Origin of the sequence: Photorhabdus australis DSM 17609, assembly GCF_000711895.1 — a bacterium.
In the GTDB taxonomy this organism is placed as follows: Bacteria; Pseudomonadota; Gammaproteobacteria; order Enterobacterales; family Enterobacteriaceae; genus Photorhabdus; species Photorhabdus australis.
In genome coordinates, this window is sequence record NZ_JONO01000045.1 from 1 (window position 1) to 14,675 (window position 14,675).

Genomic DNA, 14,675 nt, shown 5'->3' on the forward strand with positions numbered 1-14,675 from the left:
CCAACGCTTTAACCGGCTGGCGATCGTCTCTATTTCCCGGTGTCAATTTAACGGATAAAAGCTCGCCACAATCATCGATAATCAAATGAAGTTTAAAGCCATAAAACCATCCTGTGCTGGTTTTTCCTCGCTGTGCTACGCCATCGAAGACCTTATTCCGAGAAATACGAAGATTATGGCAAACCGCGATTTGAGTGGAATCGATAAAGGCAATCCCTTGTGATTTTTGTTGGCGTGAAGAAAGGAAAGGGCACAACGGAATAATGGCTCTTTTCTTCAATGTTATCATTCGATTGTAGCTAACCAGGCCCGGAAAATCCGTTTTAAGGTATTGCTGCACATGCTTATTAGTATAAAACGCGTTAAAATGATGGTAATGGCTCATGTGAAATAAAATGAGGAGAGTCATCACTTCGCTCAGAGACAAGGAAGTCATACGATGGCGTTTAAGCAGATTATTCTCAATGAGCTGTTGTTCCCAAAGGGGGATAAATTTTTGGCAAAAATCATCGACGCAGCAGAAAAGTTCTTCTCAAGTAACCATAGCCTGAGGATCTCCACGATTTTGTTTTATAAGCAAAAACTTTGATCGTGCCTCAGGCACTTAGTTCCCTTCTTTTCTTCCTTTCTTAAACGGAGTTCAGGTTAGTTACCTATGCTCCCGGGGATTCACTCCCTTGCCGTCGCGATGCATCTTGAAATCCATAGGGTATATGATAATTATGGGCTTTTATTTATCAAGTATTGGTTTCAGCAATTGCTTGTTGAATACGACGTTTACGGACAATTCGTAATATTGGCGGAATAATCAGAACCAGTGCTGCCAATATTAGTAGGCTTTGAGCAATAGAGCTGCTCCACAAAATTCCAAATTCACCATTACTGATGGAAAGTGCACGGCGCAAATTTTGTTCTAGCATTTCTCCCAGAACAAAACCAAGGATTAATGGCGACATAGGAAAATTCATTTTTCTCAGAATATAACCGAAAACGCCTAACCCTATCATCAACAAAAGGTCGAATGTAGTGCTGTGTACGGCATATACCCCAACGGCTGAAACGGTAGCAATAGCTGGAACAAGAAACCATAGTGGAATAGTTAACATCCGTGTAAACAAACCTATCATTGGGATGTTCATAATTAGCAAGATTATGTTAGCAATCAGTAATGCAGCAATTAATCCCCAAACGATATCCGGTTGCTCAGTAAACATTCCTGGTCCTGGCGTAATGTTATAGAGCGTTAGTGCACCCATCATAACGGCAGTCGTACCTGAGCCTGGAACTCCTAATGTTAGCATTGGGATAAAGGAGCCGCAGGCTGAAGCATTATTAGCGGCTTCTGGCGCGGCAACGCCACGAATATCACCTTTACCAAATGAATCGCTATTTCCACTGATCCTCTTTTCTGTCATATAAGTAATTGCGCTGGCAATTGTTGCCCCAGCGCCGGGCAAAATACCGACAAAGAAACCGATGAAAGATGATCTAATAGTTGGCATAGCACATTCCGCCGCTTCCTTGCGGTTAAACAGCAAACGGCCTGTTTTGCGGATAATGGTTTTACCGGTTGATGTGTTTTCCAACATCAGCAGAATTTCACTGACGGAAAATAGGCCAATCACCACAACGATAAATTGAATGCCATCTGACAGATGAACATTGTCGAAAGTAAAACGGTAAACCCCGGTGTTGGCGTCTACTCCGACAGTTGCCAGACCTAATCCTATCAGTGCTGCTAGCAGTGATTTCAGAGGATTCTGGCTCATCATGCTACCCAGACAGGCAATAGCAAAAACCATTAGTGCAAAATATTCAGCAGGACCGAAAGCCAGTGACCATTGCGCCAGTAATGGCGCGAACAAAATAATGCCTAAAATTGCCAACAGAGAACCACAGAAAGAACTAACCGCCGAAATGGACAATGCCACCCCCGCACGACCTTGTTTGGCCATTGGATAACCATCCAATGCGGTCATAATGGCAGATGCATCACCGGGAACATTGAGTAGAATCGATGATATTCGCCCACCATACTCACAACCGATATAAACAGTTGCTAATAATATCAGAGCAGATTCAGCAGGCAGTTTTAAGGCAAAAGCTAATGGTAGTAGAATAGCGACACCATTAATTGGCCCAAGCCCCGGCAACAATCCAACAATTGTTCCAATGAAACAACCAATCAACGCAATCATTAGGTTTTGTGGCACCATGGCGACTTCAAAACCCTGACTGAGATACATCCAGGTTTCCATAAATCCTCCGTCAGTTGAGCCAGTTGCCAAGAGGCAGGGTTACATCAAGTAGGAGATCAAAGGCGAAATAGAGCGAGACGCCAAGGAACACCCCGGAAATGATTGCTGCAAGCAGTGTAGCGTTAAATAATAGCGCTATACTGCATGTCAGCAGGGCAGTAGCCAGGGGAAAACCCAACCACTCAAACGCCCAGCTGTAAATAACCAAAGAGACAATCATTAGCATCAGGCGATAGATAACGGACGCGTGAGGCCAGTTGCTTTGCTCTGGTTTTCTGAAAAGCAGTAATAAGGCACAGACAGCCATTAAGGACAGAATGGCTATAGGAAAAGGTCTCGGCCCCAGTGGTTCATAAGTGTATTCGCTCTGAATTCCCCAACCGATAACCAGTCCAATGGCACAGAGTATCAGCCAGACAGTAGCAAAAATACGATCGCTCATGATAATAGCTCCCGTTATTTAGCTAATCCGAAAGCTCTGGCTTGCTCACGATACTGTTCAACCTGTTTTTTCACATAGTTGTCCAGTTCTTTGCCAGTCATGTTGAACTCAAACAGTCCACGGAGGTCGCGTTGTTTTTTAAAATCGTCTGTTTGTTGTAGCTTGTTAAAAGTATCAACCCACCATTGGTACTCTTCATCGGAAACTTTTGGTCCCATATAGAAACCGCGGATAATCGGCCATACCAGATCATAGCCTTGCTCTTTGGCTGTAGGGATGTTGGCTAAATCACCGTCTAAGCGTTTATCAGCGTAAACAGCTAAGACACGGATTTTGTCTCCATTTAGGTAAGGTACCATCTCACTCAAATCACCGGAAACAGCTTGAATATGATTACCTAGCAAAGCAGTGATGGGTTCACCACCTCCCTCAAAAGCGACATAACGCATTTTGTGTGGATCAATGCCAACCTCTTTGGCCAGTAGTGCTGTTTTCATCCAATCCTGACTACCAATAGACGCTCCGGCACCAAATACGATGCTATTTGGGTTGTTTTTGAATGCATTCATCAAATCATTCAGGCTGTTATAAGGAGAATCAGCACGGACTGCAATCATGCCATAATCAGTCCCAACGCTTGCCAACCAGCGAACATCCTCAACGTTATAGCGACCAAATTTCCCCTGAGATAGATTGAGTAGAGAGCCGCCGGAGAAGGCAACAATGGTTCCCGCTTCAGCAGGTCGCTGTGCAACAATGGCGTTATAAGCGACAGCGCCAACACCACCAGGCATGAAGGTGACGCGCATAGGTTTACTAATCTCTTTTGTTTCCAGTAATGAAACCTGTACCAGTTTGCAGGTCAGGTCAAAACCACCACCGGGTTTTGCAGGAGCAATACACTCAGTCCTGCCAGGTGCACTGGCAGCAAAAAGATTGCTTGCGCCAAATAATAAAACGGTTGCTGCTAACGTTTTAAGCGTTATAGTTTTCATATGCTTGTTCTCATAAATACCCGTGTAAGACATAACCATTATAAATGGCCCCCGGTTAACTCAATTGATAATAGCAAAACCTTTCATTTACCTTTCATTAACAAAAAAAATTGCTGATATGTGATTTCAATCTCCTAATTTTGCGTAGCGTTTCGCATTAATGAGCTAACAGATGGCTATAGGCTTTCTTTTTTGTTTTGGTTTATTGTAAGTTTTTAGTGGTTCGATGTTGCTGGTAGGGAATCTTATATTTGGTCAGGGAAATATGATGTGGATGACAATTATTTATTTATACAATGTGTTCAATAGACGATTTATTGAATATAATTTAATTATATTTTACCCTGATGACGTCTAAATTTGAGGAAATGATGAAAAAATTGATTCTTTGTAGTGTTATCGCTTTTACTTTAACAGGATGTAAAACAGAACTGAGTACTTCGGTATCTGTTAGCGATCTTTTATCTAAACAGGTAAAAATAGTGACGTCTGATTTATTGGTTGAAGTTAGTGCCTGTGGTGATTATCAAGATTCAAGGCAGCCATCAAAATCTCTGTTAGAAGCTCAAGCAAAAGTACCGGATATTTTCACCAGCGCCGAATATGTAGAATGTTTTAGAAAAGATATGGATTCATTTGCTCATTTTAAAATCCCTGTGAGCGTGGGAAATTCAAATGATAGTGGTTCTACTAAGGGAATTCACCTTTACGGTAATGATGCAGATATTTTGGCGATCAGTATACCAAAAGAGATAAAGAAAAAGATTAACAAGGCAGATAGCTCTATTGCATCAAAAACTAAAATCTCAATTAATGTTAGGAATGATACAGATAAAGTTTTAAACATGACAGGTTTATCCGTGTTCCTTAACGATAAAGATCCGATGGTGATATCGAATTTCGGTTTGAAAGCTGGAAGTGAAATAAAATTAACTTTGTCCAATGTGTCTGTTGCATCTGCATTAGATGAACGTTTTAATTTCACGCCTGTACTAATGGCAATGCCTGAGTGAATAGAAAGGTGATTTTGTTTGCTACTGCGAGTTTTATCATATTGTAAAGAAAGCATCATAAAGCAGGAAAATAAATAGCAATCTAAAAAGGATATAGTTGATAAACAAGGAAAAATTGTTAATGGATCACAATAAACGTAACTAGTCTAAAAGAAAGATGAATTAAAAAAATTCTCTAATTAACTTTGCTGTTTTTTATTTGTGGGATCGCTGCGGGCTACTGGAAAGTCTCTACTTCTATACCCATTAGATTTCAAGATGGATCGCGACGGCAAGGGAGCGAATCCCCGGGAGCATATACCCAATAGATTTCAAGTTGCAGTGCGGCGGCAAGGGAACGCATCCCCAGGAGCATAGATAACGATGTGACTGGGGTAAGTGAACGCAGCCAACAAAGCAGCAGCTTGAAAGATGAAGGGTATAGATAACGATGTGACCGGGGTGAGTGAGTGCAGCCAACAAAGAGGCAACTTGAAAGATAACAGGTATAGAACTTACTTTGAATAAATCTTATAGAGGGTGAAAGATGTTAAAGAAAATTGCTGTTATTTTTTTGTTGGTGTCCGCCAGCGCCCATTCTGCGAGTTTTGATTGTGCTAAAGCGACTAGTAAAGCTGAGATGCTAATTTGTGCGACGCCTGAGTTATCCCAGGCTGACGATAATCTATATGTTGATTACCTTAGTGCTAAGCAGTCTACGGATAGCAGTGCAGATTTTAAAGTGCTGACGAAGCAGAATTGGAAACTTCGCGAGAAATGCACCACAGTTAAATGTCTTCAGGACTGGTATCGGAGATCATCTGAAATGTATAGGCAAATTGCCGCTAATACTACAGAGAATTGCTATAAAGAAGGGCAAAAAATCATTCTGGCTGGAACTTTGTTAAGGATTACTTACCCCGGTCCACCAAATTACGAGAGCGTGGAAAATGGGGATACTCCTGAAACTTATTGGGTGCTACAGCCGGATAATCCGATTAAGTGCGCGAAGGGAGCACCAGACTGGGGTGATCGCAATTTTATGCAACTGGTAGTTCCGTCTGACTTTTATGATGTGTACAGAAGCCTTCTTGGTCACCGTGTGAACGTAACCGGGAAAATCATGTATGCAGTTTCTGGTCACCACCATACACCACTAATGATTGATAGCCAACGCATTGATGCAGCTAACTAAATATCCTATAAGGGGTTACGCAGCACATTTTGACGAACATAATTATAGAGAGCAAATTCTAAGGTCTTGATGATTTCTTGGGAAATAACTCTACGCTGAATAACCGTTTTTTAGATGGATGGTCCGTGATGAATCTTCGAGAGAAAGATTGTCACGTTGTTCTTTCATACTCAAAAATGAATAAAACCCTACGATGATCTGATCTCAAAACGGTTTTCTAATTCCTAAAGACGGGGTTGTGAGGCACATCTTATTCGAGCATGGCCTTGATTACGCAGCCAATTATCACAGTCACGAAGGTTATGAAATAACCGCACAAAGTATGTAGAATTTACTATACAGCTTGATTTTACGGGATGAGGTGCGGGATTCCAAAGCATGTTCAGTAGCTAATTTGTAGCAATCCATGTACGCCACGGCTTAACTGAATAAATGCCAGTTGTTCATGCAAGTATGGCGCACTTATACGTTCTTAGTACATGTTCGGTTGGCAAATCTATTCAGGATAACCAACGGGATAATATGGAATTGTATTTTTGGTTATGCTTATTAAAATCATGGAGATATCTCTAAAATGCGTCTCTTATTAGTAGAAGACCACCCTGAATTATTGCATTGGTTGCAAAAAGCACTGAGCAGTACAGGGTTTGCTGTAGATGTAGCGAGTGATGGCATAGTGGCCGATCAATTATTGCAGACAGAAAACTATGCATTGTTGATTTTAGATGTTTCTTTACCAAGGCTAGATGGCCTTTCACTATTGGTTCGTTTGCGTAAGCGGGGGCAAAATTTGCCGGTATTATTATTGACGGCTAAGGCTGATGTTGCTGACCGGGTAAAAGGACTCAATTCTGGCGCTGATGACTATCTGACTAAGCCTTTTGATTTACAGGAATTGGAAGCACGTATCCGAGCGTTACTTCGGCGCAGTGCGGGTATTTCGCAAGAGATTCTGACATTTGGTTCTCTTGTTTATCAGGATGAAGGTTACTTTACGCTGAATGGTGAGCCATTAGCTTTAACTCCACGAGAGCTTTCAGTCCTGATAACCCTATTCCATCGTCGGGGAAGACCCGTTTCTAAACAACAGCTCTTTGAACAAGTATTTGCACTATCGGATGAAGCGAATCCACAAAGTATTGAACTTTATGTACATCGGGTTCGGAAAAAATTGTCCGGTAGCAGTGTGGGGATCAGCACACTACGCGGGTTAGGTTATCGTCTGGAGTGCCAGAATCAATGAAATTGTTCAAAATACCGAAATCATTGTTTCACCAGTTGCTCTTGTTTTTCGGTGTTCCACTGTTTTTGTTAGGTGGTTTATCTGTATATACCCATTATTTCAGTGCGAAAAATGCGGCGACATTGGCTTATGATCGCACTTTATTAGCATCTGCCCGCACAGTAGCCGAGCGGCTGACAGTCGAAAATAACCAATTAATTGTTGATGTGCCTTATGTGGTCCTGGATAGTTTTGAGCGGAATATGAATGATCGACTTTTCTATCAGGTGTTATCACCTGAGGGGAAAACAATTTCTGGTTATGATGATTTACCATTGATACCCAAACATGCGTTGCGATCCAATTTATACACGGCTTTGGTTTATTTTTATGATGCTGAATATCATGGTCAACCTATCCGGGTTGCTGCGTTTTATCAGCCGATTAATGAAGGTGGAATGATGGGGATGGCATTAATATTAGTCGCCGAAACGGTGGCTTCCCGTCATTATCTTGCGCAACAGTTATTAATATCTTCTTTGATGAGTCAAGGAACAGTGGTTGGGTTAACCCTGATTCTGGCTTATTTTCTGTTGAAACAGTTGCTTAAACCATTACATAAACTTTCTGGTGTCATGGTCCGTCGTCCTGCGAATGATCTCACTCCCTTGCCAGATATATTACCTTGGTCAGAGCTTTCTCTATTATTACATGCATTTAATCGTTATATAGAGAGACTGAAATTGATGGTGAATCGACAGGAGAGATTCAGTGCAGATGCTTCTCATCAACTCAGAACACCATTAACGGTATTAAAAACTCAAGTGGCGGTAGCACTTGCAAGTCGAGATCCTGAACAATGGAAAGAAAGCTTGCAGGCTATTGATAGCACATTGGATAGTACGATTTCTCTGACCGACCGTTTATTGCAGCTTTCTCGTTTGAAAGCTCATGAAAAAGAGGCCGTTCAGGATTATAAGCCGGTTAATTTAGTTGAATTGTTGCAACAGGCGTGTTTTTCTCGTTTGCAGCAGGCTGAAAGTAAGAATATTGATTTGGGTTATGAGGGGGAAAATACTCGGTGGATAAAAGGGGAACCTGTACTGTTGACAGAAATGTGCGCTAATCTATTAGACAATGCAATTAAATATACTCCGGAAGGCGGAATGGTTACTGCCAGAGTTATTCTTAGCCCTTGTAAAACGTATTGCTATTTGGAAGTGGATGACAGTGGGCCAGGAATTGCTGAAGAAGAAGTTAGTTTGTCACTTATGGCTTTTAATCGTCTTGATAATGCCGCAGGACATGAAGGCGCAGGATTAGGATTGGCCCTGGTAAAAGATATTAGTATTTATCATGGTACTCATCCCCAATTACTACCCAGCGAAACGCTGGGCGGTTTATTAGTAAGAATTTCTTTCAGGTTTTCTGATGATTAATTTCCTGAGATTTTGTTGTCTTACTCCCAATAAGGGGGATACGTAATTGTTGTGCCAATATAACGCCTAGCAAGGTTATGCTACCACCTATCAGGTGGTAACTGTGCATTTTTTCATGTAGAACCAGAATAGCGATAATAGCTGTGAATACTGGGGCCAGATTCATAAATATGGAAGTAGTATTCGCGCCAAGTTTTATGACACCTTGTATCCATAAATAAGGAGCGAGGATTGAGGCTGGAATACCTGCAAATAAGACTAACGGAATATTGTTAGCATTTAATTGAACATCTTTTGTCAATAGGAAATTTGGCAGTAATAACAGGACCCCAAAAGCAATTTGCATATATAGGGATTGCCAGTTTGGTAACGGAATAGACCAATGTTTAGTTAATACGCCATATAGAGCATAGGAGACGGAAGCAAGAAACATCATCAGTTCACCTCTGCCTAAACCGTGTTGCAGTAATGATAAGGGATCTCCGGTACTGACCAGCCAAATCAAACCAAACAGAGATAAAGTAGTGCCAAGGGCAATACCTATAGTGGGGATAACACGCAAAACAAATATACTGATGATGATAGTTAAAAGGGGAAGCATTGAGTTAAAAATTCCCATAAACATTGCGCTGATACTGTGCGCAGCGTAATAGGCCAGACTTTGGTAAAGCACCATACCAAGTGCGCCAAGGATGAATAATTTCCACCAATGTTGACAAATTATTTTCCATTGGCGGATAACCGGCAGTAAAACAAAAGGGGTGAGAGTGAGAAAAGCCAAAAGCCAACGGTAAAAGGAAATTGCAGCAGGCTCAATAGCAGTGGTAGCAGCTTTACTCACCACGGCATTGATCGACCAGATTAGGACGGCTAGAAACGGGAAAAACATATTCATATAGATGAGTCGCATTGAGAGAAAAATGGAGGCTTAGTTTAACAGTGTTTGATTTATACCCAATAGATTTCAAGTTGCAGTGCGGCGGCAAGGGAACGCATCCCCAGGAGCATAGATAACTAGGTGACTGGGGTAAGTGAACGCAGCCAACAAAGCAGCAGCTTGAAAGATGAAGGGTATAGATAACTCTGTGACCGGGGTGAGTGAGTACAGCCAACAAAGAGGCAACTTGAAAGATAACAGGTATAAAGGTTTTTTAGGTACTGGGCACCTGTATTCTCAAATTGGGAATTTTTATCTACAAATATTTCATTTAAAAATATTATGTTATCTATAAATACTATATAAAACATAAATATAAATTATAATAAATGAAATTCTTATCTATAATATAGAGGGGCTATTTGAAAGATTGTTGCTTACCAATATAACTAACCTTTTACATTTAAGGAGTTAAATATGCCAGCAGCTCAAGCTTACGCTTCACCTGGTTTTTGGGGACCCTGGATTGATTTACAAGGATGGTTCGGCAACAGCCACAGTGTTAGATATTCTTTTGATACAGAATCACAGGCTCCATCTACTTTTTCCGTTGAAATATAATATGTAGATGAACCAGCACTAAAAAATATACAAACTATAGGCCCTGGTAATTATCTGGTCCGTAGTAACGGAGAGATAGGAACAGATAGAATAAGGTGTAAAAGTCATTCTATAGGGCAAGACATTAGAATTACTTGGTAATTTATTTTAATGTAATGCTAATTACAGACCTACTTGAGTTTTAAGTAGGGCTTATATTATGTGAAATTGTTCAATATTGTAGGATCAAAATTATGAGAAGTTTATTGGTTATTATGTTACTTCTATCTGTCATAACAGGGTGCTCCAGTAATCCAGATAAACCAGGGCAAATAGAACAAGGACTGAAATTTGCATTTTCATCCGGTGACAAATTTATTTTAACCCAAGCCTGTACAGCTCAAATCGATTATTTAGGGGCAGATGAAAGTGGCAATAGCCAATTAGCAATAGTGGTGAAAAAAGATAATCCTTGTTTTCCCCACCTTGATACTTTAATCAATAAAAATATCGGCTCCCAAGTGACAATATCGTTTAAAGGTATACCTATTATTTCGAATACCATTCAAACTGCCTTAGGTCCTTCATTCAGAATGTCGATAAAAGATACAGAGCAGGCGATGAATATTGTGGATACATTAAGAAATTAAATAGTAATCAGTTTTTCATTAAGAAAATCAGCAGCATCATAGGGCATGGCTTAAAGCCCTATTTTCAGCAACTGGCAAGTCTATACCGGGGTGTTTTGGAAAAAGTTAATAACAAAATAAACCGTTATTATGGGTTTTGTTACGATTAAGTGGCAAAATAGCGGCTACGCCCGTTTGATGCCACAGGATGGAATTAAGTGAAGATTCTGGTTGATGAAAATATGCCTTATGCTGAGCAGCTGTTTCAGCAATTGGGGGATGTGCAGGCTATTCCAGGGCGCCCGGTACCGGAAGGTGTATTAGATCATGCTGATGCCTTTATGGTCCGCTCGGTGACTAAAGTTAATGAAGAATTGTTAAAAGGTAGCACCGTAAAATTTATCGGTACGGCAACGGCGGGTACTGACCATGTGGATCAGCAGTGGTTATCTCAGGTAGGAATCGGGTTTTCTGCTGCACCGGGATGCAATGCTATTGCTGTGGTTGAATATGTCTTCTCAGCGTTAATGGTGCTGGCAGAACGTAACAATTTTGAACTCAAAGATAAAGTTGTAGGAATTGTCGGTGTTGGTAATGTTGGTAGCAGGCTGGCAGAACGGTTATCTGTCCTTGGCATCCGAGTACTCTTATGTGATCCACCCAGAGCTGACAGAGGGGACGCCGGTGAATTTTGGCCACTAGAAAAACTAGTTAAAGAGGCTGATATTCTTACATTCCATACGCCACTTAATAAATCAGGTCCGTATAAAACACATCATCTGGTGAGTGCTGAATTGTTGTCGGCTTTGCCAGATAATCGCATATTGATTAATGGCAGCCGTGGTGAAGTTGTTGATAATCAGGCACTGCTTGCTGAGCTGGAATCTGGTAAAAAACTCAGTGTTGTTTTAGATGTTTGGGAACCTGAACCTGATTTATCTCTGCCATTACTGGAATTAGTCGATATTGGTACACCGCATATCGCCGGATACACGCTTGAAGGTAAAGCTCGTGGTACCACTCAGGTATATGAGGCTTACTGCGAATTCCTCGGTCGATCCGGTAAAGTTGCTTTATCTGATTTGTTGCCTGAGCCAGATTTCAGCCGTATCACCCTGCATGGGCCTGTGACTCAAAGCACACTGAAACGGCTGATACATTTAGTGTATGATGTGCGCCGCGATGATGTTCCATTACGGCAAGTTGCTGGTCAGAAAGGACAATTTGATCGTCTGCGTAAGAACTATTCGGAACGTCGGGAATGGTCATCTTTGACTGTGTGTTGCGATAATAGAGAGAGTGCCGAATTGTTAGCTGCTCTTGGTTTTAGTACAGAACTGATTTAATTCGTGTAGAAATACGTCTGCATGTCAGAAAGAGAAATTAATGTGGAGAAAACCAACATGTCAGAAGGTTGGAATATTGCCCTGTTGGGTGCGACAGGTGCAGTAGGTGAAGCGATACTGGCGTTATTACAGGAGCGTCAGTTTCCTGTTGGTGAATTGTATCCTCTTGCCAGTGAACGCAGTGCAGGTGAAAACTTGCGTTTTAATGGTAAAAATTTAATTGTTCGTGATGCTGCTGATTTTGATTGGTCGCAGGTACAGCTTGCTTTTTTTGTGGCTGGGGCAGAAGCTACGGCACAATATGTTGAAAAGGCTGTGGAAGAAGGTTGTTTGGTTGTTGATAGCAGTGGATTGTTTGCTATGGAACCGGATGTACCTTTGGTTGTTCCGGGAGTTAATCCTCATGCTTTGGCGGATTATCGCAACCGTAATATTATTGCTTTGGCAGATAGTATGACCAGCCAGGTACTAACAGCGATTAAACCGCTGGTTGATGCGGCTGGAATTGCACGTTTGCATTTGACTAATCTGTTTTCTGTTTCTATTCACGGTAAAGCGGCAGTTGATGAATTAGCTGGACAGAGTGCCCGTTTACTGAATGGTATTCCACCAGAGCCGGGCCGCTTCAGCAAACAACTGGCGTTTAATCTTTTGCCATTGCTGACGGATGCTGAAGGCTCAGTGAGTGAAGAACGCCGTCTTGTGGATCAGGTGCGTAAGGTTTTACAGGATGAGGGATTGCCCATTTCAGTCAGTTGCGTTCAGTCTTCTGTTTTTTATGGCAATGTTCAGTTAGTCCATTTGGAAACATTGCGTCCGGTTGGTGTGGAAGAAGCCCGTGAGGAATTGGAACGGATAGTTGATATTAACGTTTCAGATGAAGGTGATTATCCAACACCGGTGACAGAAGCATCGGGCAATGATTCGTTGAATATTGGTTGCTTGCGCAGCGATTACGGTATGCCAGAAGTATTGCAGTTTTGGTCTGTGGCCGACAATATCCGGTTTGGCGGTGCTCTGATGGCTATTGAGACAGCAGAAAAACTGATCCGGGAGCAATTTTACTGATGTTTGGTACAGAACAAATAGAATCTGTGCCAGGTTCAAAAATGAAAATTGCATTGGGAATTGAGTACGATGGCAGCCAGTATTATGGCTGGCAGCGCCAGCAGGAAGTGAAAAGTATTCAGGGATGTCTTGAACAAGCATTATCAAAAGTTGCCGATGAACCCATATCGGTATTTTGTGCCGGTCGAACTGATGCTGGCGTACATGCAACAGGGCAAGTTGTTCATTTTGAAACATCTGCCCAGCGCAAGGATGCAGCATGGACAATGGGGGTGAATGCACATTTACCACCGGATATTGCTGTTCGTTGGGTGAAAACAGTGGATGAGGATTTTCATGCCCGTTTCAGTGCTACGGCCCGGCGGTATCGTTACATTATTTTTAATCATCGTTATCGTCCTGCCGTGCTAGCCTGTGGAGTGACACACTTTTACTATCCTCTGGATGAAAAGCTGATGCATCAGGCAGCGCAGTGTTTATTAGGGGAAAATGATTTTACTTCTTTCCGTGCCGTTCAGTGCCAATCCAAAACCCCTTGGCGTAATGTGATGCATATTAATGTCAACCGTTATGGGCATTACGTGGTAATAGATATTAAAGCCAATGCTTTTGTACACCATATGGTACGCAATATTGCTGGGAGTTTGATGGAAATCGGTTGTGGTAATCAGGATATTCAATGGATGGCCCGGTTGCTTGCTTTAAAAGATCGGACGAAAGCTGCTGCGACAGCAAAATCGGCGGGATTATATTTAGTTGCTGTTGACTATCCGGAGCAGTTTAATTTGCCGGAATCTGTTATGGGGCCTCTGTTTCTGGCAGATAATCTGATTTAATGTTTTTAGTTGCCGACACGGATGTTTTGGCACAACGGAGAATATTATGGAATTTTTTACTCATATATTTGATTTTACTAAATTTATTGTTGATTTTGTTATCCATGTTGATATTCACTTGGCTGAACTTGTCGCACAATATGGTAACTGGGTGTATGGCATTCTGTTTTTGATTTTATTCTGTGAAACAGGATTGGTTGTTACTCCATTTCTGCCGGGAGATTCACTTTTATTTGTTGCGGGTGCTTTAGCTGCTTTGGATTCAAACGATCTAAATGTGCACGTCATGGTCGCATTGATGATTACTGCGGCCATTATTGGTGATGCAGTGAATTACGCAATTGGTCGCATTTTTGGTGAGAGGTTGTTTACAAACCCAGATTCAAAAATTTTCCGCCGTAGTTATCTGGAGAAAACCCACGAGTTTTATGAAAAACATGGTGGGAAAGCAATTATTCTGGCGAGATTTGTACCGATTATCAGAACATTTGTGCCATTCGTTGCTGGCATGGGGAAAATGTCTTATCGTCATTTTGCTGCTTACAACGTGATTGGCGCACTGGTTTGGGTGCTTTTATTCACCTATTCTGGTTATATATTCGGTGATATGCCAGTGGTACAACAGAATTTGAAACTGTTGATTGTCGCTATCATCTTTATCTCAATTCTGCCCGGTGTAATTGAAATCTGGCGCCATCGTCGCGCGGTGGCGAAACAGAAAGCAAATAACTCGTAACAGGTTTGAGCAGTTTTTTATCCACACTGTAATAGCATTG

At 41.6% G+C, this 14,675-nt stretch carries 15 protein-coding genes and 1 pseudogene; 11 read left to right on the forward strand and 5 right to left on the reverse strand.

The window, feature by feature from the left end:
- On the reverse strand, positions 1 to 490 hold a 490-nt coding region (locus BO26_RS13435), incomplete at its 3' end, for an IS982 family transposase (RefSeq protein WP_420864703.1).
- Between BO26_RS13435 and BO26_RS24905 the strand changes: the two genes are divergently transcribed.
- Positions 440 to 589 (forward strand): hypothetical protein, encoded by a 150-nt coding sequence (locus BO26_RS24905; protein WP_477707035.1) that lies wholly within the window; start codon positions 440 to 442, stop codon positions 587 to 589. The two genes, BO26_RS13435 and BO26_RS24905, sit on opposite strands and share 51 nt — an antisense overlap.
- A gap of 148 nt (positions 590 to 737) precedes the next feature.
- Here BO26_RS24905 and BO26_RS13440 read toward each other — a convergent pair whose 3' ends face one another.
- From BO26_RS13440 to BO26_RS13450, 3 genes are read right to left on the reverse strand one after another with little or no spacing between them, the layout of a single operon-like run.
- Positions 738 to 2,258, reverse strand: coding sequence for a tripartite tricarboxylate transporter permease (locus tag BO26_RS13440; protein WP_036772141.1), 1,521 nt, complete (start codon positions 2,256 to 2,258; stop codon positions 738 to 740).
- Positions 2,259 to 2,268: 10 nt separating this feature from the next.
- Entirely contained in the window at positions 2,269 to 2,700 is a 432-nt protein-coding gene (locus BO26_RS13445) for a tripartite tricarboxylate transporter TctB family protein (protein ID WP_036772144.1), read from the reverse strand.
- 14 nt (positions 2,701 to 2,714) lie between these two features.
- The gene (locus tag BO26_RS13450) at positions 2,715 to 3,695 is read right to left on the reverse strand and encodes a Bug family tripartite tricarboxylate transporter substrate binding protein (protein ID WP_036772210.1); all 981 of its coding nucleotides are present in this window, start codon (positions 3,693 to 3,695) and stop codon (positions 2,715 to 2,717) included.
- Positions 3,696 to 4,063: 368 nt separating this feature from the next.
- Here BO26_RS13450 and BO26_RS13455 point away from each other — a divergent pair, with 368 nt between their 5' ends.
- The 4 genes from BO26_RS13455 (at position 4,064) to BO26_RS13470 (ending at position 8,543) form a co-directional block, all read left to right on the forward strand.
- Positions 4,064 to 4,708, forward strand: a complete 645-nt coding sequence (locus tag BO26_RS13455; RefSeq protein WP_236637458.1) for a DUF7424 family protein — start codon at positions 4,064 to 4,066, stop codon at positions 4,706 to 4,708.
- A gap of 526 nt (positions 4,709 to 5,234) precedes the next feature.
- The gene (locus BO26_RS13460; RefSeq protein WP_036772147.1) at positions 5,235 to 5,882 is read left to right on the forward strand and encodes a DUF4431 domain-containing protein; all 648 of its coding nucleotides are present in this window, start codon (positions 5,235 to 5,237) and stop codon (positions 5,880 to 5,882) included.
- Between the two features lie 574 nt (positions 5,883 to 6,456).
- Positions 6,457 to 7,125 (forward strand): transcriptional regulator TctD, encoded by a 669-nt coding sequence (tctD, locus tag BO26_RS13465; RefSeq protein WP_036772148.1) that lies wholly within the window; start codon positions 6,457 to 6,459, stop codon positions 7,123 to 7,125.
- Positions 7,122 to 8,543, forward strand: a complete 1,422-nt coding sequence (locus BO26_RS13470) for a sensor histidine kinase (protein WP_036772152.1) — start codon at positions 7,122 to 7,124, stop codon at positions 8,541 to 8,543. Before tctD ends, BO26_RS13470 begins: the two co-directional genes overlap by 4 nt.
- Here BO26_RS13470 and BO26_RS13475 read toward each other — a convergent pair.
- Positions 8,524 to 9,438: a DMT family transporter gene (locus BO26_RS13475; RefSeq protein ID WP_036772155.1), complete on the reverse strand. Its 915-nt coding sequence runs from the start codon at positions 9,436 to 9,438 to the stop codon at positions 8,524 to 8,526. The genes BO26_RS13470 and BO26_RS13475 overlap by 20 nt on opposite strands.
- 459 nt (positions 9,439 to 9,897) lie before the next feature.
- Here BO26_RS13475 and BO26_RS24445 point away from each other — a divergent pair.
- The 6 genes and pseudogenes from BO26_RS24445 to BO26_RS13505 all read left to right on the forward strand — a co-directional run bounded on the left by BO26_RS24445 (position 9,898) and on the right by BO26_RS13505 (position 14,635).
- Positions 9,898 to 10,182 (forward strand): annotated as a pseudogene (locus tag BO26_RS24445) (colicin Z C-terminal domain-related protein).
- 92 nt (positions 10,183 to 10,274) lie between these two features.
- Positions 10,275 to 10,670: a hypothetical protein gene (locus BO26_RS13485; protein ID WP_036772157.1), complete on the forward strand. Its 396-nt coding sequence runs from the start codon at positions 10,275 to 10,277 to the stop codon at positions 10,668 to 10,670.
- Between the two features lie 197 nt (positions 10,671 to 10,867).
- A complete protein-coding gene (gene pdxB / locus BO26_RS13490) occupies positions 10,868 to 11,995 on the forward strand; it encodes a 4-phosphoerythronate dehydrogenase PdxB (RefSeq protein ID WP_036772158.1) in 1,128 nt (375 codons plus the stop codon).
- 57 nt (positions 11,996 to 12,052) lie between these two features.
- Positions 12,053 to 13,063, forward strand: a complete 1,011-nt coding sequence (locus BO26_RS13495; RefSeq protein ID WP_036772159.1) for an aspartate-semialdehyde dehydrogenase — start codon at positions 12,053 to 12,055, stop codon at positions 13,061 to 13,063.
- Between the two features lie 41 nt (positions 13,064 to 13,104).
- Positions 13,105 to 13,899: a tRNA pseudouridine(38-40) synthase TruA gene (gene truA, locus BO26_RS13500; protein ID WP_036772216.1), complete on the forward strand. Its 795-nt coding sequence runs from the start codon at positions 13,105 to 13,107 to the stop codon at positions 13,897 to 13,899.
- A 46-nt stretch (positions 13,900 to 13,945) separates the two neighbouring features.
- Positions 13,946 to 14,635, forward strand: a complete 690-nt coding sequence (locus tag BO26_RS13505; protein WP_036772161.1) for a DedA family protein — start codon at positions 13,946 to 13,948, stop codon at positions 14,633 to 14,635.
- Positions 14,636 to 14,675: the final 40 nt, after the last annotated feature.

Coding starts and splice junctions, on each gene's coding strand:
- BO26_RS24905 (WP_477707035.1), top strand. CDS start 440: ATGGCGTTTAAGCAGATTATTCTCAATGAGCTGTTGTTCCCAAAGGGG.
- BO26_RS13440 (WP_036772141.1), bottom strand. CDS start 2,258: ATGGAAACCTGGATGTATCTCAGTCAGGGTTTTGAAGTCGCCATGGTG.
- BO26_RS13445 (WP_036772144.1), bottom strand. CDS start 2,700: ATGAGCGATCGTATTTTTGCTACTGTCTGGCTGATACTCTGTGCCATT.
- BO26_RS13450 (WP_036772210.1), bottom strand. CDS start 3,695: ATGAAAACTATAACGCTTAAAACGTTAGCAGCAACCGTTTTATTATTT.
- BO26_RS13455 (WP_236637458.1), top strand. CDS start 4,064: ATGATGAAAAAATTGATTCTTTGTAGTGTTATCGCTTTTACTTTAACA.
- BO26_RS13460 (WP_036772147.1), top strand. CDS start 5,235: ATGTTAAAGAAAATTGCTGTTATTTTTTTGTTGGTGTCCGCCAGCGCC.
- tctD (WP_036772148.1), top strand. CDS start 6,457: ATGCGTCTCTTATTAGTAGAAGACCACCCTGAATTATTGCATTGGTTG.
- BO26_RS13470 (WP_036772152.1), top strand. CDS start 7,122: ATGAAATTGTTCAAAATACCGAAATCATTGTTTCACCAGTTGCTCTTG.
- BO26_RS13475 (WP_036772155.1), bottom strand. CDS start 9,438: ATGAATATGTTTTTCCCGTTTCTAGCCGTCCTAATCTGGTCGATCAAT.
- BO26_RS13485 (WP_036772157.1), top strand. CDS start 10,275: ATGAGAAGTTTATTGGTTATTATGTTACTTCTATCTGTCATAACAGGG.
- BO26_RS13495 (WP_036772159.1), top strand. CDS start 12,053: ATGTCAGAAGGTTGGAATATTGCCCTGTTGGGTGCGACAGGTGCAGTA.
- truA (WP_036772216.1), top strand. CDS start 13,105: ATGAAAATTGCATTGGGAATTGAGTACGATGGCAGCCAGTATTATGGC.
- BO26_RS13505 (WP_036772161.1), top strand. CDS start 13,946: ATGGAATTTTTTACTCATATATTTGATTTTACTAAATTTATTGTTGAT.